Annotated in this window: 20 protein-coding genes; 7 read left to right on the top strand and 13 right to left on the bottom strand. The window is 67.2% G+C overall.

What is annotated here, in order from left to right; genetic code table 11:
• Window positions 1-17: 17 nt before the first annotated feature.
• From glnT to purU, 6 genes are read right to left on the bottom strand one after another with little or no spacing between them, the layout of a single operon-like run.
• Window positions 18-1,346 (bottom strand): type III glutamate--ammonia ligase, encoded by a 1,329-nt coding sequence (glnT, locus tag AC3QL2_RS11935; protein WP_493236361.1) that lies wholly within the window; start codon window positions 1,344-1,346, stop codon window positions 18-20.
• Window positions 1,347-1,382: 36 nt separating this feature from the next.
• The gene (locus AC3QL2_RS11940) at window positions 1,383-1,985 is read right to left on the bottom strand and encodes a hypothetical protein (RefSeq protein WP_493236362.1); all 603 of its coding nucleotides are present in this window, start codon (window positions 1,983-1,985) and stop codon (window positions 1,383-1,385) included.
• On the bottom strand, window positions 1,985-4,885 hold the full coding sequence (locus tag AC3QL2_RS11945; RefSeq protein ID WP_493236363.1) for a 2Fe-2S iron-sulfur cluster-binding protein: 2,901 nt from the start codon (window positions 4,883-4,885) through the stop codon (window positions 1,985-1,987). Before AC3QL2_RS11945 ends, AC3QL2_RS11940 begins: the two co-directional genes overlap by 1 nt.
• Window positions 4,882-5,139, bottom strand: a complete 258-nt coding sequence (locus AC3QL2_RS11950) for a sarcosine oxidase subunit delta (protein ID WP_493236365.1) — start codon at window positions 5,137-5,139, stop codon at window positions 4,882-4,884. The genes AC3QL2_RS11945 and AC3QL2_RS11950 overlap by 4 nt, the downstream gene beginning before the upstream one ends.
• A 29-nt stretch (window positions 5,140-5,168) precedes the next feature.
• Window positions 5,169-6,410: an FAD-dependent oxidoreductase gene (locus tag AC3QL2_RS11955; protein ID WP_079437539.1), complete on the bottom strand. Its 1,242-nt coding sequence runs from the start codon at window positions 6,408-6,410 to the stop codon at window positions 5,169-5,171.
• A 24-nt stretch (window positions 6,411-6,434) separates the two neighbouring features.
• Window positions 6,435-7,295 (bottom strand): formyltetrahydrofolate deformylase, encoded by an 861-nt coding sequence (gene purU, locus AC3QL2_RS11960; RefSeq protein ID WP_493240394.1) that lies wholly within the window; start codon window positions 7,293-7,295, stop codon window positions 6,435-6,437.
• A gap of 146 nt (window positions 7,296-7,441) precedes the next feature.
• Here purU and AC3QL2_RS11965 point away from each other — a divergent pair, with 146 nt between their 5' ends.
• Window positions 7,442-8,044, top strand: coding sequence for a helix-turn-helix domain-containing protein (locus tag AC3QL2_RS11965; RefSeq protein ID WP_374479395.1), 603 nt, complete (start codon window positions 7,442-7,444; stop codon window positions 8,042-8,044).
• 97 nt (window positions 8,045-8,141) lie between these two features.
• Here the strand turns inward: AC3QL2_RS11965 and AC3QL2_RS11970 are convergent, their stop codons facing one another.
• From AC3QL2_RS11970 to AC3QL2_RS11980, 3 genes are read right to left on the bottom strand one after another with little or no spacing between them, the layout of a single operon-like run.
• On the bottom strand, window positions 8,142-9,887 hold the full coding sequence (locus AC3QL2_RS11970; protein WP_493236003.1) for a methyl-accepting chemotaxis protein: 1,746 nt from the start codon (window positions 9,885-9,887) through the stop codon (window positions 8,142-8,144).
• A gap of 58 nt (window positions 9,888-9,945) precedes the next feature.
• Window positions 9,946-11,457 carry an ammonium transporter gene (locus tag AC3QL2_RS11975; protein WP_493236002.1) on the bottom strand — a complete coding sequence of 504 codons (1,512 nt, stop codon included), beginning with the start codon at window positions 11,455-11,457 and terminating at the stop codon, window positions 9,946-9,948.
• 10 nt (window positions 11,458-11,467) lie between these two features.
• Entirely contained in the window at window positions 11,468-11,806 is a 339-nt protein-coding gene (locus AC3QL2_RS11980) for a P-II family nitrogen regulator (protein ID WP_079436551.1), read from the bottom strand.
• Window positions 11,807-12,191: 385 nt separating this feature from the next.
• Between AC3QL2_RS11980 and AC3QL2_RS11985 the strand changes: the two genes are divergently transcribed.
• The 3 genes from AC3QL2_RS11985 to AC3QL2_RS11995 all read left to right on the top strand — a co-directional run bounded on the left by AC3QL2_RS11985 (window position 12,192) and on the right by AC3QL2_RS11995 (window position 15,562).
• The gene (locus AC3QL2_RS11985; RefSeq protein ID WP_493236001.1) at window positions 12,192-12,371 is read left to right on the top strand and encodes a hypothetical protein; all 180 of its coding nucleotides are present in this window, start codon (window positions 12,192-12,194) and stop codon (window positions 12,369-12,371) included.
• Window positions 12,372-12,745: 374 nt separating this feature from the next.
• Entirely contained in the window at window positions 12,746-13,882 is a 1,137-nt protein-coding gene (locus AC3QL2_RS11990; protein ID WP_493236000.1) for a PEP-CTERM sorting domain-containing protein, read from the top strand.
• Window positions 13,883-14,095: 213 nt separating this feature from the next.
• Window positions 14,096-15,562, top strand: coding sequence for a sensor domain-containing diguanylate cyclase (locus tag AC3QL2_RS11995; protein ID WP_493235999.1), 1,467 nt, complete (start codon window positions 14,096-14,098; stop codon window positions 15,560-15,562).
• Window positions 15,563-15,628: 66 nt separating this feature from the next.
• Here the strand turns inward: AC3QL2_RS11995 and AC3QL2_RS12000 are convergent, their stop codons facing one another.
• On the bottom strand, window positions 15,629-15,868 hold the full coding sequence (locus tag AC3QL2_RS12000) for a hypothetical protein (protein WP_493235998.1): 240 nt from the start codon (window positions 15,866-15,868) through the stop codon (window positions 15,629-15,631).
• A gap of 265 nt (window positions 15,869-16,133) precedes the next feature.
• Between AC3QL2_RS12000 and nfsB the strand changes: the two genes are divergently transcribed.
• Window positions 16,134-16,787, top strand: a complete 654-nt coding sequence (gene nfsB / locus AC3QL2_RS12005) for an oxygen-insensitive NAD(P)H nitroreductase (RefSeq protein WP_493235997.1) — start codon at window positions 16,134-16,136, stop codon at window positions 16,785-16,787.
• Between the two features lie 39 nt (window positions 16,788-16,826).
• Here nfsB and AC3QL2_RS12010 read toward each other — a convergent pair whose 3' ends face one another.
• Entirely contained in the window at window positions 16,827-17,978 is a 1,152-nt protein-coding gene (locus tag AC3QL2_RS12010; protein ID WP_493235996.1) for a S1C family serine protease, read from the bottom strand.
• Between the two features lie 184 nt (window positions 17,979-18,162).
• On the opposite strand from AC3QL2_RS12010, the gene AC3QL2_RS12015 reads away from it, so the two are divergent.
• Window positions 18,163-18,594 (top strand): Hsp20/alpha crystallin family protein, encoded by a 432-nt coding sequence (locus AC3QL2_RS12015; RefSeq protein ID WP_493235995.1) that lies wholly within the window; start codon window positions 18,163-18,165, stop codon window positions 18,592-18,594.
• An 18-nt stretch (window positions 18,595-18,612) separates the two neighbouring features.
• Window positions 18,613-18,993, top strand: coding sequence for an Hsp20/alpha crystallin family protein (locus tag AC3QL2_RS12020; RefSeq protein ID WP_493235994.1), 381 nt, complete (start codon window positions 18,613-18,615; stop codon window positions 18,991-18,993).
• A gap of 55 nt (window positions 18,994-19,048) precedes the next feature.
• Here AC3QL2_RS12020 and AC3QL2_RS12025 read toward each other — a convergent pair whose 3' ends face one another.
• Both AC3QL2_RS12025 and AC3QL2_RS12030 read right to left on the bottom strand, forming a co-directional pair.
• The gene (locus AC3QL2_RS12025) at window positions 19,049-19,657 is read right to left on the bottom strand and encodes a hypothetical protein (protein ID WP_493235993.1); all 609 of its coding nucleotides are present in this window, start codon (window positions 19,655-19,657) and stop codon (window positions 19,049-19,051) included.
• Between the two features lie 153 nt (window positions 19,658-19,810).
• Window positions 19,811-20,449, bottom strand: a complete 639-nt coding sequence (locus tag AC3QL2_RS12030; protein ID WP_493235992.1) for a hypothetical protein — start codon at window positions 20,447-20,449, stop codon at window positions 19,811-19,813.
• Window positions 20,450-20,575 lie beyond the last annotated feature (126 nt).

Consider the following 20,575-nt stretch of genomic DNA (forward strand, 5'->3'; position numbering starts at 1 on the left):
TCTCCTTCGTTCAGTTCTTAGAAAAATTCCAGGTAGTTCTTGATTTCCCAGTCCGACACGTGGCGCATGTACTCCACCCATTCCATGTGCTTGAGGCGCAGGAACTCGCCGGCGACCGGGCCGAGGGCCTTGCACAGCACGGTGTCCTTCTCGAGGGCGAGCAGGGCTTCGTGGAGGTTCTGCGGCAGGATCTCGATGCCGGCAGCCTTGAGTTCCTCGGGGCTCAGCGCGTAGAGGTTCTGGTTCTGCGGCAGGCCCGGGTCGAGGTCGCGCTCGATGCCGTCGAGACCGGCGGCGATCACCGCGGCGGTGGCCAGGTAGGGGTTGCAGGCGCCGTCTGGCAGGCGCAGTTCGAGGCGGCCGTGGGGGATGCGCACCATCGACGAGCGGTTGTTGTCGCCGTAGCTGATGTAGGCCGGGGCCCAGGTGGCACCGGTCAGCGAGCGGCCGACGACCAGGCGCTTGTAGCTGTTGACCGTCGGCGCGCAGATGGCGGCCAGGGCCGGCGCGTGGGCCAGGATGCCGGCGAGGAACTGGTAGGCCAGCTTGGACAGGCCGAGGCCGTGCTTGTCCGTCTTGTCGGCGAACAGGTTGGTCTTGCCGTCGCCGAGGGACATGTGGATGTGCATGCCGTTGCCCGGCCGGTTGGCGAAGGGCTTGGGCATGAAGGAGCAGATCATGCCCAGGTCGTTGGCGATCTCCGAGGCGGCCATCTTGAACAGCAGGTAATGGTCGGCGGAGGTCAGGCAGTCGGCGTAGGTGTAGTTGATCTCGAACTGGCCGTTGGCGTCCTCGTGATCGATCTGATAGACGTCCACATCCACCGCGCGCAGGCTGTCGGTGAGGGTTTCGAGGAACTGGCGGTTGCGCGACAGGCCCTTGTAGTCGTAGCAGGGCTTGGGCAGCGTGTCGGTCGGGTCGGTCGGGATGATGTTGCCGGCTTCATCCTTCTTGAGCAGGGAGAACTCGGGCTCCAGGCCGGTGAAGAAGGTGTAGCCCTTGGCGTCCAGGCGCTTGATCTGGTCCTTCAGCACCACGCGGGTGTCGAGCGGCCAGGGCTCGCCCTTCACGTGGCCGTCGCAGGCGATGCGGGCGTAGCCGGGCTGCCAGGGCACCAGGCTGAGGGTGTCCAGGTCGCCGACGGCCATGAAGTCCGGGCCGTTGGGTTCGATGCCGAGGCCCCACACCGCGAAGCCCGCGAAACCGGCGCCGGTGGTGAGGATGTGCTCGAAGTGGGCGGCGGGGACCGACTTGGTCTTGGCCGTGCCGTGGATATCGACAAACTGGGCAAGGACATACTTGACGTCGTTGTCCGCGAGAAACTTCTTTGCTTCTGTGGGCGTCATTGCCGCTCTCCTGATTGGGGTGGGGGTCGTGGGGGGTCAGTTGAAGCTGTGGGGGGCTACGGCGCCGCCGCCCAGCTCGACGGCGATGTCGAGCAAGGTCTCCCACAGGTAATGTCCGTAGCTGCCGTCGCACCAGATGCGCACTGCCGGCTGGCCGTTGCGGAACTCGGGAATCACCGTCACGCCGACACCGACCATCGAGGTGAGCACCACCGGGCGGGTGGCCAGGTCGAGGGGACGGAAATTGACGTTGCAGGTCTGGCGCAGCAGTTCGTCGAGGCGGGCGCCACCCATGAGCAGCGCGACGTCCTGGCGCAGCACCGGATAGACGCCGGCGCTGCGCGGCGCGGCGGCGAGGCGGGCGATCAGCGTCGCCGGGCCTTCCACCAGGAACTCGGTGAAGCCGAGGCGGGCGATCAGGCCGCCGCCGTCCACCGGCAGCCAGCTGTTGGGCTGCGGCGGAATCGGCAGGCCGAAGCTTTCGAGCCAGGCGGCGGCGCCGGGGCCCTTGCAGCCGTGGCGCGGCGTGAGGGACTGGTCGGCGATGCCGAGATTGGCGACGGCGGCCTTCTGGGCGGCGGGGTCGGGCAGGGTGGCGATGTCGGCCACCGGGCTCACGGCGAGGGCGTTGCTGGGCATCACGCGGCCTCCTTCTGCTTGAGGTTGTCCGGGTCGTAGAACGGGGTGGCGCTGACCTGGGCCTGGACCATCGAGCCGCCGGTGAGGCGGATGCTGACGGTGTGGCCGGGCTTGGCCAGGTCGGGGCGCACGAAGGCGAGGCCGATGTGGCGCTTGAGGGTCGGGCTCCAGGCGATGCTGGTGACGCGGCCGGCGATGTCGCCGCCCTCGATGACCAGGTTGCACTCCAGCGGCACCGGGCCTTCGTGGCCGGCCGGGAAGCTGATGCCCACCAGTTGCTGCTTGCGCGGCTTGTGGGAGACGGCGGTGAGGCTGCGCTGGCCGACGAAGAAGGGCTTGTTCATCTTCAGCGCCCATTCCATGCCGACTTCCAGCGGCGTGGTAAGGCCGTCGGTGTCCTGGCTGATGATGATGTGGCCCTTTTCGAGGCGCAGCAGGCGCTGGGCTTCCACGCCGAAGGGGCGGACGCCGTGGCCGGCGCCGGCCTTCATCAGGGCGTCCCACAGGGCGCCGCCGTTGCTGGCCGGCACGTGGATCTCGTAGCCCCATTCGCCGACGAAGCCGACCCGCATCAGGCGTGCCGGGATGCCCGCCACCTCGCCCTCGCGCACTGCCAGGTAGGGGAAGGCGGCGGCCGACAGGTCGAGGCCGGTCAGGCTGCGCAGCACCTCGCGGGACTTCGGCCCGGCCAGGTTCACCGCGGCGAAGGCGCCGGTGTGATTGACGATGCCGCAGTCGAGCCGCCACATGGTGTTGAGGCGGGACAGCTCGCGGTAGATCGTCGCCGCGCCGGAGGTGGTGGTGGTGAAGTAGAAGTGATCATCCGCCAGGCGGGCCACCACGCCGTCGTCGATGACCACGCCGGACTCGTCGCACATCACCGCGTAGCGGGTCATGCCGACCTTGAGGTTGGCGTAGTTGGAGGTATAGACGCGCTCCAGGAACTCGGCGGCCTGCGGGCCGATGACTTCCAGCTTGCCGAGGGTGCCTACGTCGATCAGGCCGACGCCGTTGCGCACCGCCAGGGCTTCGCCGCGGATGCAGTCGAGGCGGCTCTTGCCGGCGAGCTGGTAATACTCCGGGCGCTGCCACACGCCGGCCGGCATCCATTTGGCGCCGAGGGCGTCGTGGCGGCTGTGCAGCGGGGTGCGCCGTTCCGGGTGGAAGCCGCGGCCGGCCAGGATGGACATCGGCACCGGGTGGAAGAAGGGGCGCGCGGTGGTGGTGCCGACCTGCTGGGGTTCTTTGCCGGTCAGGCGGGCCAGGATGCGCAGCCCGTTCATGTTGGAGTGCTTGCCCTGGCTGGGGCCCATGCCGTTGGTGGAGAAGCGCTTCAGCAGCTCGATGTTGTCGAAGCCTTCCTGTACCGCGTTGCAGAAGTCCTTGAACTGCAGGTCCTCGTCGAAATCGACGAAGTTCTTGCCGGCCGGGTGGTCGATGATCGGCCACGGGTGGCTGGGGCTCTCGCTTTCGGGGGCCAGGGCTGCGCCGCTGGCGCTGCCGAAGCCGGCCGCGGCGGCGGCGTGGCTGCCGGCGCGGGCACCGTCTTCGAGCTTGCGCTCCAGTTCGAAGACGCCATTGACGCGGCCGCAGGCGAACACGCCGTCGGGCAGCACGTCGGGGACGAACTGTTCCACCGCCCGGTCGAAGCGCATGCGGGTGGTGGCTTGATACAGCAGGTTGGCGGCGGGGGCCCAGCCGGTGCTCATCAGGATGCCGTCGCAGGGGATGTCGTGGGTCTGCGCGGCGGGGGTGCCGTCGGCGCGCAGCGTGGCGATGCGGGCGCCGGCACACAGGCCGTTGGCGCCGGGCCGGGCTTCGACGACGCAGTGGCCGCTCAGCACTTCGACGCCGGACTGGCGCAGCAGGTGGGCCAGCGGTTCGGCCTTGCCGGGGTTGGCGCGCAGATCCACCACCGCGGCGATGGCGGTGCCGAGGGCCAGCAGATCCAGCGCGGCGCGGTAGCCGTCGACGTTGGCGGTGAGCACCACCGCCTTGTCCATCGGCTTGACGCCGTAGCGGTAGGCCAGGCGCTGGGCGGCCGAGGCCAGCATGATGCCGGGCAGGTCGTTGTTGTGGAAAACGGCGGGCTGCTCGAAGGCGCCGCTGGCGACGACCACGCTGCCGGCGCGCATCTTGAGCATGCGCTCCGCGCTGACCAGCGGAATCCAGTGGTCCTTGTAGTAACCGGCGGCGTAGGTGCCGGTGAGCACGCGGATGCGCGGCTCGGCGGCAACCTTGGCGAGCAGGTCGGCGTGTTGCTGGCGGCGGCCGTTATCGTTGCCGAGCTGGTAGCCGGCGCTGCCGCCAGCCTGGGCGTTCTCGTCCACCACCGTCACGTCGGCGCCCTGGGCGGCGGCGGCCAGCGCGGCGGACAGGCCGGACGGGCCGGCGCCGATGACCAGCACGTCACAGAAGTCGTAGGCCTTGGGGGTGCGCTTGTGCGGGCTCTTCAGGTCTACCTTGCCGAGGCCGGTCATGGCGCGGAACATGCGCTCCCACATGGGGAACAGGCGCTTGCTGTGGAAGGCCTTGTAGTAGAAGCCGACCGGCAGCACGGCGGACAGCTTGCCGAGGAAGCGGCCCTTGTCGTCGGCCAGGCTGCCGAAGGTATTGACGGCGGTCAGGTCCATGCCGGCCATGAGGGGCGTGACGTCGGCGCGCACGTTGGGCGTGCCGCCCGACTGGTGCAGCGCATTGACGTCATGGTTGGCCAGGGACAGCACGCCGCGCGGGCGGTGGTACTTGAAGCTGCGGCCGAGCACGCGGACACCGGCGCCCCACAGGGCGGCGCTGATGGTGTCGCCGGCATAGCCCTTGTAGGTCTGGCCTTCGAACTTGAATTCGACGGGGCGGGAGCGGTCGATCCACTCGCCGCGGGTGGCGGGCAAACGCATCATTGATCTCCCTCGTAGAAATAGGTCTTGAGCACGACGTCCTTCTCGGTGTCCCGCTCGGCGATGAACCAGGTGTTGCTGGGGGTGTGGCACCACCATTCCTTCTTCAGGCCGGGGGCGCCGTTGCGGTTGAAGATGTAGTCGGCCCAGGCGTCGTCGCTGGCGGTGGCCGGGTTGGGCATCGGGCGCACTTCGCCCCAGTAGTGGAATTCCGAAACCGGGCGCGGGCCGTTGAGGGGGCAGGTCATGATCTTCATGGCGGTTTTCCTTTCTCTCCGGGGCCGGGTCAGTGGCCGACCGAGGCCGCGCCCTTTTCTCCGGTGAGGGCGTAGTTGCGGAAGCGGTCGAGGGAGAAGCCGGTGATCAGCGGGTGGGCGGTGTCGGTGGCGATGGTGTGGGCCATGGTCTTGCCGCACACCGGCGTGGCCTTGAAGCCCCAGGTTCCCCAGCCGGAATCCAGGTAGAAGCCATCCACCGGGGTCTTGCCCATCACCGGCGCGAAGTCGGGGGTCATGTCGGCCATGCCGGCCCACTGGCGCATCACCTTCACGTTGGAGAGGAAGGGGAACATCTCCAGCATGTGGCTGGTGAGGCCTTCGACGAAGTCCAGCGTGGAGCGGGTGCCGTGCAGCTCGTAGGGGTCGAGGGAGGCGCCCATCACCAGCTCGCCGCGGGCCGACTGGCTGATATAGACGTGCAGGCTGCCGGACACCAGGATCGGGTCGAGCCAGGGCTTGACCGGCTCGCTGACCATCGCCTGCAGCGGGTGGATGTAGATCGGCGACTTGACGTCCACCATCTTGAGGATGCGCGGGGTGGAGCCGGCCACCGCGCACAGGACCTTGCCGGTGCTGATGTAGCCCTTGCTGGTGCGCACGCCCTTGACCTTGCCGCCTTCCACGTCGATGCCCAGCACTTCGGTCTGCTGGTGGATCTCGACGCCGCGCTGGTCGGCGCCGCGGCCGTAGCCCCAGGCCACCGCGTCGTGGCGCGCCACCGAGCCGGGGGCGTGGTACAGCGCGCCGAGGATCGGCGAGTGGCCGGCGCAGGTGATGTCGATCATCGGCGCGGCTTCCTTCACCACTTCCGGCCCGACCACTTCGGAGGCCACCCCGTAGTGCTTGTTCACCTCGGCGCGCCAGCGCATGGTGCGCAGCGCCGAATCGGTGTGGGCGAGGGTGAAGTGGCCCCGGTTGGCGTAGAACAGGTTGAGGTCGAAGTCTTCCGACAGGTCCTGCCACAGGCGCACGGACTCGTCGTAGAACTGGACGCCCTCGGGGGTCAGGTAGTTGGAGCGGATGATGGTCGTGTTGCGGCCGGTGTTGCCGCCCCCGATGTAACCCTTCTCGAGCACGCAGACATTGGTGATGCCATGTTCGCGGGCCAGGTAGTAGGCGGCCGACAGGCCGTGTCCGCCGCCGCCGATGATGACCACGTCGTAGCTGGCTTTCAGCTTCTCGTGGAAGGTGAACATCCGGGGTTCCGGGTGCTTCTTGTTGAGCGCGAAGCGCAGGAGACGCCAGGGCATGGTGGTTCCTCTAGTTCCGGTGTTTCAGCGGAAGACGACGGTCTTGTTGCCATGGACGAGGACGCGGTCCTCGAGGTGGTAGCGCAGTCCGCGTGCGAGTACGGCCTTCTCGATGTCCTTGCCGTAGCGGACGAGGTCGTCGGGTGCGTCGGAGTGATCCACGCGGATGACGTCCTGCTCGATGATCGGCCCCTGGTCGAGCTCGCTGGTGACGTAGTGGCAGGTGGCACCGATGAGCTTGACGCCCTTGGTGTGGGCCTGGTGATAGGGCTTGGCGCCGACGAAGCTGGGCAGGAAGCTGTGGTGGATGTTGATGATCTGGCCGGGGTAGTTGATGCACAGCTCCGGCGAGAGGATCTGCATGTAGCGGGCGAGGACCATCACGTCGCCGTCGGCCTCGCGGAACAGCTCCTCGACCTTGGCGTAGGCGGCGGGCTTGTTGTCCGCGGTGACGGGGACGTGGTGGAAGGGGATGCCGTGCCACTCGACGAAACCGCGGAAGGTTTCGTGGTTGGAGATGACGCAGGGGATGTCGATGTCCAGGTCGCCGGACTGCCAGCGGGCGAAGAGGTCGTACAGGCAATGTTCTTGCTTGGAGACGAGGATGACGACGCGCTTCTTGCGGGCGCTGTCGGAGATGCGCCAGTCCATGCCGAACTCGACGGCGATGGGGGCGAACTTGTCGCGCAGGGTGTCGATGCCGAAGGGCAGGGAGTCGGCCAGGATTTCCTGGCGCATGAAGAAGCGGCCCGCCTCGGCGTCGGCGTGGTGGTTCGCCTCGGTGATCCAGCCCTGATGGCTGGCAAGGAAGCCGCTTACCGCGGCGACGATGCCGACCCGGTCGGGACAGGAGAGGGACAGGGTGTAGCGACGACTCGATGACATGCTCTCAACTCCGCTGGAAGTTCATGTAGAGAATTATTTTTGCACATGGTGCATCTCGAGGTGAATCGTGTCAACTATTTTTTCCTCGTATGAAACACCTGCCTGTGCAATAATTTCGTCATCGAGATTTAGGTGGGAGAACCCCCATGAGCGAACAAGAAGGCAGCGGCAGCCTGGAGCGCTACCTGGGCAACACGATCCGCGACCTGCGCCAGAAGCACGGCCTCACCATTGCGGATGTGGCCAACCTGGCCGGCATCAGCCGCGGCATGCTGTCGAAGATCGAGAACGCGCAGACGGCCACCAGCCTGGACACCCTGTCGCGGCTGGCCGGCGCTCTCGGCGTGTCGATCGCCACGCTGTTCCGCGGCTACGACGTGCGCGACGGCAGCGCGCAGCTGGTGAAGGACGGCGAGGGGATGGAAGTGGTGCGGCGCGGCACCAAGAAGGGGCACACCTATCACCTGCTGGCCTACGACCAGGGGCCGACCAAGGTCTTCGAGCCCTTTCTGATCACCATCGACCACGAGTCGGAGACCTTCCCGATCTTCGAGCACCCGGGCACCGAGTTCATCTACATGCTCGAGGGGGAGATCGAGTACCGCCACGGCCAGAACACCTATGTGCTGAAGCCGGGCGACGCGCTGACCTTCCGCGCCGACATTCCCCACGGCCCGGAAAAGCTCAGCAAGTGCCCGATCCGCTTCCTCAGCGTGCTGATGTATCCGAACCCGGGCGAGGCCGGCTGAGCCGGCGGTGCCTGATCGGGGCTCCGCGGACGAACGGCGAATTTCCCGCGCGGACCTGCATCCACGACGGAAGGCAGGCCCCGGCGGGCACAGGATTTCACGGCTCGCACGGTGCCAGCCGGGCCAGATCGGCGGCCAGCGCGTCTTCGCCGCGCAGTTTGCCGGCTTCGTCGCGGTAGCTGCCGGTGCCGCGAAGCACCGCGAACTGCCAGGTCTTCTCGATCTGTTCCCGCTCGCGGCTCTTCATGAAGCCGGCGATGAAGCGGTTGACCTGCTGCAGCAGGCGGCACGATGACGGATCGTCGGCGACGCCGACCGCGTAGAACCAGGGCTGGCGCGACAGGGCGGCGGGCATAATCTCGATGCGCCCGCGCCACGGGCTGTCCTGCCCGTAGCAGGCCCACGCGAAGATCGGGTGATCCACCGCGAAGGCATCCACGGTGCCGTCGGCCAGCGCGTCGTGGATGACGCCCTGGTCGGAATAGCCGATCAGGTTGGCCAGCCGCACGGTGCCCGGCTCCTTGCGGGTGTGCTTGCTCCAGCGCAGGCCGGCGGCTTCCAGCGCGGCGAAGGCGGCTGGGTCGTTGATGCAGCCGAGGACCTTGCCTTCCAGGCTGGCCACGCCGTCGATGCGCGTGTCGCCGTGGCGGCGCGCCAGCACGTAGTTCAGGTAGGTGTAGCTGTCCGAGAAGGCCACGCCCTTGTAGGCGGCGTTCGGCGGCAGCGCGCTCCACACCAGGTCGGCGGCGGGCTCGCCGGGGCGGCGGCCGGCCTGCAGCAGTTCGGTGCATTGGTCCCACGGGTGTTCGACGAAGTCCACCGCCACGCCCAGGTGCTTGGCGAAGGCGCGGGCGTAGTCCACGTCCAGCCCGCGCAGCGGCGCGCCGGGCTGCAGGCGGAAGGACAGGCCCTTGAAGGCCGGCTCGATGGCCACCCGCAGGCGGCCGCGGCGGCGAATGTCGGCCAGCCGGTCGTAGCCGGCGTCGGCGGTGAGGCCTTCCTTGTCGAGCAGGCGGTCGAGCACCGGCACGATGTTGTCGTGGGCTTGTTTTTCCAGTCCGCCCATGTCGACGCACAGGCGCTCGGCCCATTCGAGCTTGAGGCGCTGGCGGTCGAAGGTGGACTGGTTGAGGGTGTGCATGGCGGAGATGACCCGCCCGTGTTCGTCGAGGGTCGCGAGGGCATCGCGCAGCCCGGCGAAGGTGTCCTCGATACGTGTGAAGGCGGCGCCGGTTTCCTGGTTGGCGCGGGCCACGCTGGCCGCGCTCTCCTGGCGAAAACCCTGCAGGCCGTGCTGGAAGTCGGTGAAATCAAGCAGCCGGGAGGCGCTCTTGGCATTGGCGACGGTGTCGCCGGCGAGGGCGCGGATGCTGTCGGCGACCACCGCGAAGGCACGCCCCTGTTCGCCGGCGCTGGCAGCCTGGATGGCGGCATTGAGGGCCAGCAGGTCGAGGTCGCGGCCGATCTTCTCGAGCACCTTGACCACTTCGCCGATGCGCGCGACCTTGGCCGACAGCGTGGCTTCCAGTTCGGCCAGGCCCGCGTCGATGGTGCCGGCGCTGGCGGCGAGGGTAGCTTCGGCCTGCTCGCGCAGCGCGTGGGCTTCCTCGCTGCCGTCCTGCATGCGGCGTTGGCCGCGTTCTATCTCCAGGGTCATCGCGCCGATGCGGGCTTCCACTTCGCCCAAGTGGGCGGCGTGGGCGGTTTCGGCATTCATGCCGTGGCGGATCAGATGGGCGATGTGGCGACCCCACAGGGCCAGACGCCGGCCCGGCGACGGCGGGGCCGGCGGAGCCGCGATGGGCTCCGGGGCCCCGCCGCCGACGGTGTCGTCGGCGGCCATGAAGTCGTTTCCGCGGGGCCCGAACAGGCCCTTCATAAAACGATTCATCGACATGGGCTCAGTCGTGGTAGGCAGACTCGCCGTGGGTGCTCAGGTCGAGGCCTTCGCGCTCCGCGTCTTCCTCGACCCGCAGGCCGATGACCATGTCCACCAGCTTGAAGGCGATGTAGGACACCACGCCGGACCACACCACCGCGGTGCCCACGCCCCAGGCCTGGGCGACCAGCTGGGCGCCCATGTCGTACGGGGCGACGGCGTTGGCGACATAGTCGTAGACACCGGTGCCGCCCAGTTCGGGGGAGGCGAACACGCCGGTCAGCAGCGCACCGAGGATGCCGCCGACGCCATGCACGCCGAACACGTCGAGGGTGTCGTCCATGCCGAGCATGCGCTTGAGGCCATTGACGCCCCAGTAGCACACCAGGCCGCCGAGCAGGCCCATGATGATGGCGCCCATCGGGCCGACCAGGCCGCAGGCCGGGGTGATCACGACGAGGCCGGCGATGGCGCCGGAGATCGCGCCGAGCATCGACGGCTTGCCCTTGAAGATCGCTTCGATCAAGGTCCACGCAACGGTTGCCGCGCAGGTGGCGACCAGCGTGTTGAAGAAGGCCAGGCCCGCGGTGGCGCCGGCTTCCAGGGACGAGCCGACGTTGAAGCCGAACCAGCCGACCCACAGCAGGGAGCCGCCGACCATCGTCATCGTCAGGCTGTGCGGGGCCATCGATTCACGGCGGTAGCCAAGGCGCGGGCCGATCATGAAGGCGCCGATCAGCGCGGCGATACCGGCGTTGATGTGCACCACGGTGCCGCCAGCGAAGTCGAGGGCGCCCTTGTTGAACAGGAAGCCACCCACTTCAGCCGCCTTTTCGGCCGCTTCGGCGGAGGTGAAGGCATCCGGGCCGGCCCAGTACCACACCATGTGGGCCATCGGGATGTAGGAGAAGGTGAACCACAGCACCATGAAGGCCAGCACCGCGGTGAATTTGATGCGCTCGGCGAAGCCGCCGATGATCAGTGCCGGGGTGATCGCCGCGAAGGTCAGCTCGAAGGACGCGAAGATGTACTCCGGCAGCACGACGCCCTTGCTGAAGGTGGCGGCCACGGTGTCCGGCGTGACGCCCTTCATGAACAGCTTGTCGAAGCCGCCGATGAAGGCATTGCCGTCCGTGAAGGCCAGGCTGTAGCCGTAAACGGCCCACAGCACGCCGAGCAGGCAGAAGATCACCAGCGACTGCATGAGGATCGACAGCATGTTCTTGCTGCGGACCATGCCGCCGTAGAACAGGCCGAGGCCGGGGGCTGCCATCATCACCACCAGCAGCGTGGCGGTGATCAGCCAGGCGGTGTCGCCCTTGTTGGGAACGGGGGCGGCTGCCGCAGGGGCTGCCGGTGTTGCGGCTGTGGCAGTTGCGGCTGTGGCAGTTGCGGCTGTGGCAGTTGCGGCTGTGGCCGCCGGAGTGGCGGCGGCGCTGATGGTCGCCGCAGCGGCCGGGGCATCGTCGGCCCAGCCGGGCATCGCGAAACAGAGGGCGAAAAGCAGGGTTGCCAGGGCAAGAATGCGTTTCATGGGAGCGCTCCTAAAGGGCTTCGATACCGGCTTCGCCGGTGCGGATGCGGACGGCCTTCTGCAGGTCGAAGACGAAGATCTTTCCGTCGCCGATCTTGCCGGTGGCGGCGGCCTGCTCGATGGCGGCGATCGCGCTTTCCAGCACGTCGTCGGGCACGGCAACCTCCACTTTCACCTTGGGCAGGAAGTCCACGACGTACTCGGCACCCCGGTACAGCTCGGTGTGCCCCTTCTGACGGCCGAAGCCTTTCACATCGGTGACGGTGACACCGTTCACGCCGACGGCATTGAGGGCCAGGCGGACCTCGTCGAGCTTGAACGGCTTGATGATTGCGCTAATCCATTTCATTGGAACCTCCATGGGAGGCCCGGCAACCGCAAGGAAGCCGGACGGGATGTGGGCGGGTTTTCATAGGCGGCATTGCATGTAAAGAACAAAAGTTTCACATGGAGAAAAGCACGAGCTATGCCAAGCCGCCAATCCCTACAGAACCAAGGGGTTTAACAAAATGAAAATAAATTTCACGCACTAAAAAACGGCGTGGAGGTCAAAACTGCACCAAGTCGGGCAGCCGGAAAGGGGAGGAGACGCGACGAAGAGGCGTTGGGAAAGCGACAGAAAAGTCGCAATCCGACGTGGAATACAGGCTGTATCCTGCTGGATACGTAATACGGTAATACTGGTATGTCGTTTGCTTGGCTAGAACCGTATCAATGTTGAGGAGGGATGAGACATGTTCTCTGCATTCTGGCGGCACTGCCTGGACCGACTGGAAGCCGGCCTGGCCTGGATCACCGACACGACCCGCGACTCCCGTTCGGCGCGCCTTGCGACGATGGGCCTGCAGGGCCCCGAGGAACGAGATGCGGGGCCCGACGGCCTGCATATGCGGCAGTTCGGCGGCTGGCGCTGAGGGGGCTCCAAGCCGGTATTTCGTTTCCCTCGGGCGTGCCCGGTTGCATGCCCGGGTGAAGCTGTCTGACTGACTGTTTCCTGCCGCGGGCGGCCCGAGAGCCCGCAGGTCGGCTGATTGTCATGAACCCGCCCCGCGCTTGGCCGCGCAGGGCGGGCTTCGATTTTTTGAAGCATGACTTTCGACTAGCTGTCGCGAGTCTTGCAAATCTGCAATTTTTGCCAAATAAATGTAAAAACGACAGGTCAGCCGTGATCTTTTCACTCTTGTGGGTTGAGGTTCGTCCTTATTGTGGACTCATCCCGGCAGTCACCACGCAGCAACGGGACCCAAACCACTACTGCGTTAGCGACTTAACCCACAGGAGTTCATTTATGACATACCCCACTACAGCACCGCGCTTTTCCGGCGTGCTGAAAGCCGCAGCAATCGGCGCCTGCACCATGGCGCTGCCGCTGTCCGCCCACGCATTGCTGGTGACCACCACCGCCGACGCCAGCTTCAACGACAGCGCATCGGTCAGCGATCCCAAAGGTGGCGGTGCCACCACGCTGAACAACGTCGCCCTGGGCAGCAGCAGCGTCGCCCAGTTTGATTCCAGCCTGGGCGTGCTGACCGGCGCCACTATCAACGTGACCTCGTCCCGCACCCTGTCCGTCGCCTCGACCGCGACGGCTGGTGGTGGCAACGGTAATAACAATGCTGTGCATACCCAGGGTTCCGGTAGCAGCGGTGCGCAGATCACGGCGCCCGGTGTGACTCGTACCTTCTCCACGCTGAGTGCCAGCGATACCTGCAATGGCCTGCGAAAGGGTGCCTGCAGCGACGGTTCGACCAGCGCCAGCGTCGCCACCAACCTGACCGGCGCGGCCAACGCGGCCGACCTGAACGCCTATGTGGGCAGCAGCTCGGTGCTGGTCAATCGCAGCGCGTCGACGCTGAGCGCATCCCAGACCGGCAGTGCATTTACCGGTGCGGAAACGACCACCGCGGCGCTCAACTGGTCCGGAACCGTGAATGCCACGTATTCCTACCTGCTGCACGCCGCGCCGACGATCAACGGTTCGACCTCGTCCGTGGTGACCATCGATCTGGGGAGCTTCCTGACCGGTACGCCGGCCAGCCTGCTGTTCTCCCTGTCCAACCTGGCCGGCGATCGTGTCGGCCTGGACCTGGACGCGATCAATGCCAGCGGCGACACCGGTGTGTTGTACACCGACCTGTCCACCTTCAGCGAGCTGAACCCGGGCGACACGCTGTTGTTCACCGCGCTGCTCGACACGTCGCTGCCCGGCAGCTATACCAGCCACTACCAGCTGAGCCTGTCGGACGCCGATGTCGGCGCGTCGTCCAGCCGCAGCAACTACACGCTGGACCTGTACCTGACCGCCAACGTGCAGGAGCCGCTGCTGATGAGCGCCTTCAGCCTCCAGGTGCCCGAGCCGGCCAGCCTCGCACTCGTCGGGATGGGCGTTTTCGGCCTCGGTCTGAGCCGCCGCCGGCGCAAGTGAGCCGGTAACGGCAGTCAAGCGTGGCCCGCCCGGCAAAGGGGGCCGCGGCCTTGAACGGGGGGCGCGTTGCGGAAGCGGCGCGCCTTTCTTGTTGGTGCCGGGTGATTCGTGGAATGCCATAAAGCGTGATTTATTTCACGCTTGGCGATTGAGGGTTGGGCCTTATTCTGGACGTCTCTGCATGGTCACACCGACCGCGAGCGGGAATTCATCATGTCCTTGACTGCGCCTGGACTCACCGACAGCGTTCCCGCCGATCCATCCGACGGCAGCGCCCTGTTCCTGTCCACGCTGACCGCCAGTCCGCGCGAAAAGCGCGTGGCGCTGGCTGTCCTGGTGTTCTCCCTGCTGGTCTTCGCGCTGCTCGCCCCGTTCGCGCAGGAGCCGCTGCCCCCGATCTGGGGCTTCATCCCGTGCTATGAGTCCTGGCTGGTGGTCACCGACCTGATCACCGCGGCCCTGCTGTTCAGCCAGTATCTTTCGTTCAATTCCCGCGCGTTGTTCGTGCTGGGCTGCGGCTATCTGTACGTGGCGTGCATGACCGTCGCCCATGCGCTGAGCTTTCCGGGACTGTTCACCTCCACCGGCCTGCTGGGCTCCGGCCCGCAGAGCACGGCCTGGCTGTACATGTTCTGGCACGGTGTCTTCCCGCTGTTCATCGTCGCCTACGCGCGTTTCAAGAGGCGGGACTGCGTGTCTTCCGTGCTGCCGCTCCGGCGGCGCCTGCCACTGATGGCCGCCGGAGCGGGCATGGTGGCGCTGAGCGCCGGCTTCACCGCGCTGGCCACCGTCGGGCAGGACCTGCTGCCGGCGATCATGGACGGCAACCGCTACCGCCCGTTGATGTCGCTCGTGGTGGCCTCGACGTGGTTCACCAGCCTGCTGGCGCTGGCTGTGCTGTGGTTCAGCCGCCCCCATTCGGTGCTCGATCTGTGGCTGATGATCATGATCTGTGCGTCCTTGATCGACATCGCGCTGTCGGCGATGCTCAACGGCGGGCGCTTCGATCTGGGTTTTTATGCTGGCCGCGTATATGGCTTGCTGGCGGCGAGCTTCGTGCTGCTGGTGTTGCTGGTGGAAAGCGGCATCCTGTACCGCAAACTGGTGCAGCTGACCGAAACCCTCAAGCGCCTGACCACCCAGGACGCGCTGACCGGTATCGGCAACCGGCGGGCCTTCGACGGCTCCCTCGACCTCGAGCTGCGCCGCGCAATGCGCAGCGGCCAGCCGCTGTCGGTGCTGATGATCGACGTGGATCACTTCAAGGACTTCAACGACCACTTCGGCCATGTGGAAGGCGACCGCTGCCTGCAGATGGTCGCCAAGACCCTCAACGTCGCGGTCGTCCGCGCCGCGGACATGGTGGCCCGCTACGGCGGCGAGGAGTTCGTGGCGCTGCTGCCAGGCACCGACGTGGCCGCCGCCTCCCAGGTGGCCGAGCGCTTGCGCGATGCGGTGGCTGCGCTGCGCATCGTCCATCGCGGCACGCTGGAAACCAGCCGGGTCACCGTCAGCATCGGCGTGGCCTGCCTGCGGCCGGCCTGGCCAGTGGAGAATCCGAACCACTCGATGGGCCCGGTCGGCATCGATCTGGTGGAGCGTGCGGACCGGGCGCTGTATGCCGCCAAGGAGGCCGGCCGCAACCGGGTGGTCGTGGCGGCGGAGCCGCTGGTCGGCTGATGCGGTGCTGGGGGGGGCACGACCGCGGCCCGCGGTAGTGGCGGCAGGGCGGGCTTGTCGCGATGCTTAGAGGGCGTGTTCTGCCAGCCGTCGTCCGAGCAGCGCGTTTTCCTGTACCGCGCGGGCACGGGCCCGGTTGATTTCGGACTGGCGTTCGCCGAAGGCATCGCGCGCATTCACGCTGGTTTGTGCGGCTTCGATGGAACGGATGCAGCGCCAGCGCTCGCCGGTGCGGGTCGTGATCTTCTGCATCGATTCGGGGTGGTGGTAGGTCATGCAGTGGTAGCAATAGACTTTGGCCGTCATGGTCACCTCGTCACAGCTTTGCACATGAAATTGCACGCCCGGCCGGGGCGGGCGCGCCTCCAGACTCCAACGCCAGCATGCGCACCGCAGATTGCACGACGATGACACCCGGGCAGCGGGCTAGATGCCGCCCGCGCAGCGTGATGAGGCCCGCCATGAACTTCCGCCGCAGGCAGCCCTCTACACTGCTGCAGCGCCGCAAGCGCCCTTCCGCGCAGTGGCGGCGCGCTGCCTGACAACCGAGAACGCAAGGACACGCACCCTTATGGATATAGCCCGCATTTCCCAGACCCGCCACACCACCAAGGCCTTCGACGCCGAACGCCAGATCCCCGAAGCCCTCGTCGAGCAACTGCGCGTGCTGCTGCGCAACGCCCCGTCGTCGGTCAATTCCCAGCCCTGGCATTTCGTCATCGCCGCCACTCCGGAAGCCAAGGCTCGCGTCGCGCAGGCCACCCAGGGCGGCTTTGCGTACAACGAGCCGAAGGTCCGCAAGGCCTCCCACGTGGTGGCGCTGTGTGCCCGTACCACGCTGGATGACGCCCACCTGTCGGCGGTGCTCGACGCCGAGCACGCCGATGGCCGTTTCGCGACCGACGAAGCCAAGGCCAACCAGGACAAGAGCCGGCGCTTCTACGTGAACCTGCACCAGACCGAGCTGAAGGACGAGCGCAGCTGGATCGAGCGCCAGGTCTACATCGCCCTCGGCACCCTGCTGCTCGGCGCGGCGGCATTGGACATCGACGCCTGTCCGATGGAAGGCTTCGACGTGAAGGCGCTGGACGAGGCCCTCGGCCTCACTGAGCGCGGCCTCACCGGCGTGGTGCTGGTGGCCCTCGGCTACAGCGGCGCGGACGACTTCAACGCCAAGCTGCCCAAGTCGCGCCTGCCCGACAGGGCGCTGTTCACCGAGCTGTGATCGCTGCGGGGGCCGAAGCCCCCGTTGTGCGGCCGGCGCTCAGCTGCCCGGCTGCAGCGCCACCGTCACCGTCTGGCGCTCCCTGCCGCGGAGGATCTCGAGCGACACCGTGTCGCCGACCTTGAAGTCGTCGAGGCGTGCCACCAGGCGGGCCACCGAATCCACCGGCTTGCCCTCCACCGCGACGATGATGTCGCCCGGCACCAGACTGCCGTCCGGGTGCTGCGTGATGCCGTGCAGGCCCGCGCGGTGGGCCGCCGAGCCCGGTGGCACGCGCAGGATCACCACCCCTTCGACCCCCAGCCCGCGGGATAGGCGCTGGTTGAGGCTCTCGTCGAGCTCCACGCCAAGGGCCGGGCGCAGGTATTTGCCGCTGTGGATCAGCTGCGGCACCACCCGCATCACCGTATCCACCGGGATCGAGAAGCCGATGCCGGCCGAGGTGCCGGATGGGCTGTAGATCGCCGTGTTGATGCCGATCAGGCGGCCGGCCGAGTCGAGCAGCGGGCCGCCGGAGTTGCCGGGGTTGATCGCCGCGTCGGTCTGGATCAGGTGCTCGATCGGCGGGCCCTCGTCGTCGCCCTGCAGGCTGCGGTCCAGCGCCGACACGATGCCGGTGGTCAGTGTCCAGTCCAGGCCGAAGGGATTGCCGATGGCGAAGACCTTCTGCCCCACCTTCAGGTCGCCGCTGGTGCCCACCGGCACCGGCGGCGGGCGCTTGAAGCCGACGCCGATGCGCAGTACCGCGATATCGTGGGCCGGGCTGGCGCCCACCAGCGCCGCCTGGTAGTCGCGCCCGTCGGCGAGGCGTACCGTGGCCTGCGACGCGCCGCGGATGACGTGGAAGTTGGTGACCACATGGCCCGCGTCGTCCCAGATGAAACCCGAACCGGTGCCGCGCGGCACCGACATCACGTTGCGGGTCCAGGTGTCGCGCACCAGCTGCGAGGTGGTGATGTACACCACCGAATTGCGCGCGTGCTCGAACAGTTCGATGGTCGATTTCTCGTCGGCGGCCAGGTCGCCGCGCGGCGTCACGATGCGCTCGCTGGCCTGTTGGGGGCTGAAGGCGGACTCCAGCGCCGGCAGAAAATGCCACAGCAGCATCAGCGCCCCCACGCAGACGGTTATGAGGAGCCAGCGCTGCGCAAAGCGTTGCTGCTGGTTGGAGGAGTCGTCGTCGTAGCGCATGCGGGCTGCCTGTCGTCGTGGGCCGTCGGGCCACATGCGGAGCACTGCGCCACGCACGCGCCTGCGTGAAAGATGGGGGATGCGGAGGCGAACTTCAAGGCCTTGAAATTGCCAGGGCGCGCACTCAGCTATGGGGCCATGGGCGCCCCGGCGCCGCCTTTTCCCCCACTTTCAGGAGGCACGCATGTACTACCGATCCATGTTCCCCCGCGATCTGCTCGCCGAACTCGAGCGGCTGCAGCGGGACGTGCAGCAGACCGTCGAACCCGGCCCGAGCATCCGCGGCCAGAAGCGCGGCTATCCCGCCCTCAACGTGGGCGGCACCCCGAATGCGGTGGAGATCTACGCCTTCGCGCCGGGCCTCGATCCGGCCACGCTGGACGTGCAGCTCGAAAAGGGCATCCTGACCATCGCCGGTGAGCGCCAGCGGCCGGCGGTGCCCGAGCAGGCCACCGAGCACATCGGCGAACGCTTCGCCGGGCGCTTCCGCCGCGTGGTGTCGCTGCCCGACGACATCGATCCCAATTCCATCGTCGCCAAGTACCGCGACGGCGTGCTGCACGTCAGCGTGCAGCGCCGCGAAGAAACCCAGCCGCGCCGCATCAGCATCCAGTAAGCCCCCGGAGGACCGACCATGAGCGATAACAACCAAGCCCCCAAGAGCGCCTCCGCGACCCGCGAGGACGCCGCGCTGCTGCCCCCCGTCGATGTGCTGGAGGACGCCGGCGGCATCACGCTGTATGCCGACCTGCCCGGCGTGCCGAAGGACCGCCTCAGCCTGCACGTGGAGGCCGACGTGCTGACCATCGACGGTGAAGTGGTGCTCGAAGCGCCGGAGGGCATGGAACTGACCCACACCGAAGTGGGCCTGCCGCGCTACCGCCGCCAATTCACGCTGTCGAAGGAGCTCGACGCCGGCAAGGTGACGGCCAGCTTCGAGCACGGCGTGCTGACCCTGCGCATCCCCAAGGCCGAGCATGCCCAGCCGCGGCGCATCGAGGTGCGGGTGCAGTAAGACGGCCAGCGGGGCGCCTGCGGCCTGAGCCACCGCTTTGATGCCAAGCGGTGGCTCAGGCCGCCGCTTCTTCCAGGTCGTGCTCGAGCGGGTCGAGGCGCTGGCCGCGCAGCAGCCACACCGGCGACTTCCAGTAGATGTCCACGTTGTGGAAGGGGTCGGTGAGGATCTTGCACATCCAGGCCAGGCCCCAGGCCGGGCTGCGCAGGAAGAACAGATGCCCGGTGCGGAATGCGAGCCCGGCGATGCCCAGCCCCAGCCACACCAGGCCGAGCTTGTGCAGGAAGCCGGCCTGCGCGTCGAACAGCCCGAACAGCGTCGGCTGCACGTACAGCAGCGCCGGGATGCTTAGCCAGATGCCGATCAGCACACCCTTGCGGCGCATGTTGTAGCCGACCTTGATCGATTCCTTGTGGTCGTAGCTGGTGTTGTTCACCCGGTCGAACTCCCGCGGCTCGAAGAAGATGTGCCCCGACTGGCGCGCCACCATGCCGACCAGCCAGCCCACCAGGCCCGCCATGGCCGGATCGACGAAGAGCAGGCCGTAGGCGCACAGGAAGCTGAAGGCGCTGATCAGATGCAGCGTCTGGTTGATCCGGCACTGGTGGTAATAGCGATGGTCGTCCCACCGCAGTGTGCGCAGTTTTTCAAGGAAATCATGCATCTGGCCGCCCTCTTGTGGTTTGGATGGGGGCACTGTGGGTACGCCGGATGACAGTACGGTAACGGGACGGTGTCGGAACGATGGCAATCCGGCTTTGTTTGCGCCAGGTCAACCGCGTGGCCGTTCCGGCATCGGAATGCGCGGCGGCGCAGCTCAATACACGCCGTAATTGAAGGCCAGTTCGATGCGCTGGCTGTGGCTCAGCCCTTCCAGCCCGACGAGGCGCTTGCCGTCGCTGCGCAGGCCGTAGCGCTGCTCGATCTCGGCCAGGTAGCGCGACGCGCGGCGGAAGCGCCCCTCATAAGTAGTCACCGGCAACAGGTAGAGGTGCGAGGTCCAGTACAGCTCGCCGGGCGCCACCGGCAGGCCGCTGAGCTTGCGCGCGTAATCGCTGACGCGGGCGTCGGTGTAGATGACCAGCGCGTTGTAGCCCATGTCCTGCATAAAGTCGTAGCGCCGCCGGCGGTCTGGGATGAAGACGCTCCAGCCGTCCCGCGAGAAGGCGTGGGGTGCCACGTCAACCAGTTGCCCATCCGGCGACAGCCACACGGAGTGGAAGGTGAAACCGTGGGCGCCCTGCTGCGGCCCGGCGTGGGCCGGCAGGCTGTGCAGCCAGCCGAAACACTGGCGCCCGCCGGAGGCCGCCACCATGTCGCGTACCACCGCGTGGCAATACACGTCGCTGCCGGGCTCGCCGGCACCCTGGTGGCGGACCCGCAACGGCGCGCCGCCGGCGAAGTCGCGCAGGCGCTTGTCGACGGCGGGCGGCAGCAGGGCGGCGGACGGGGCCATGGCGGGTGAGCGGTGTGACGGGGGGCGGACGTTAACATGCACTATCGCCCAGCTTCCACTGCGCCGGCCAGATATCTTCTTGCGCGTGCGGTGGTGGCGTGCAAGGGGATGACCAGGGCGTTATGA

This window comes from Zoogloea sp. GW822-FHT05C07 (assembly GCF_058800215.1).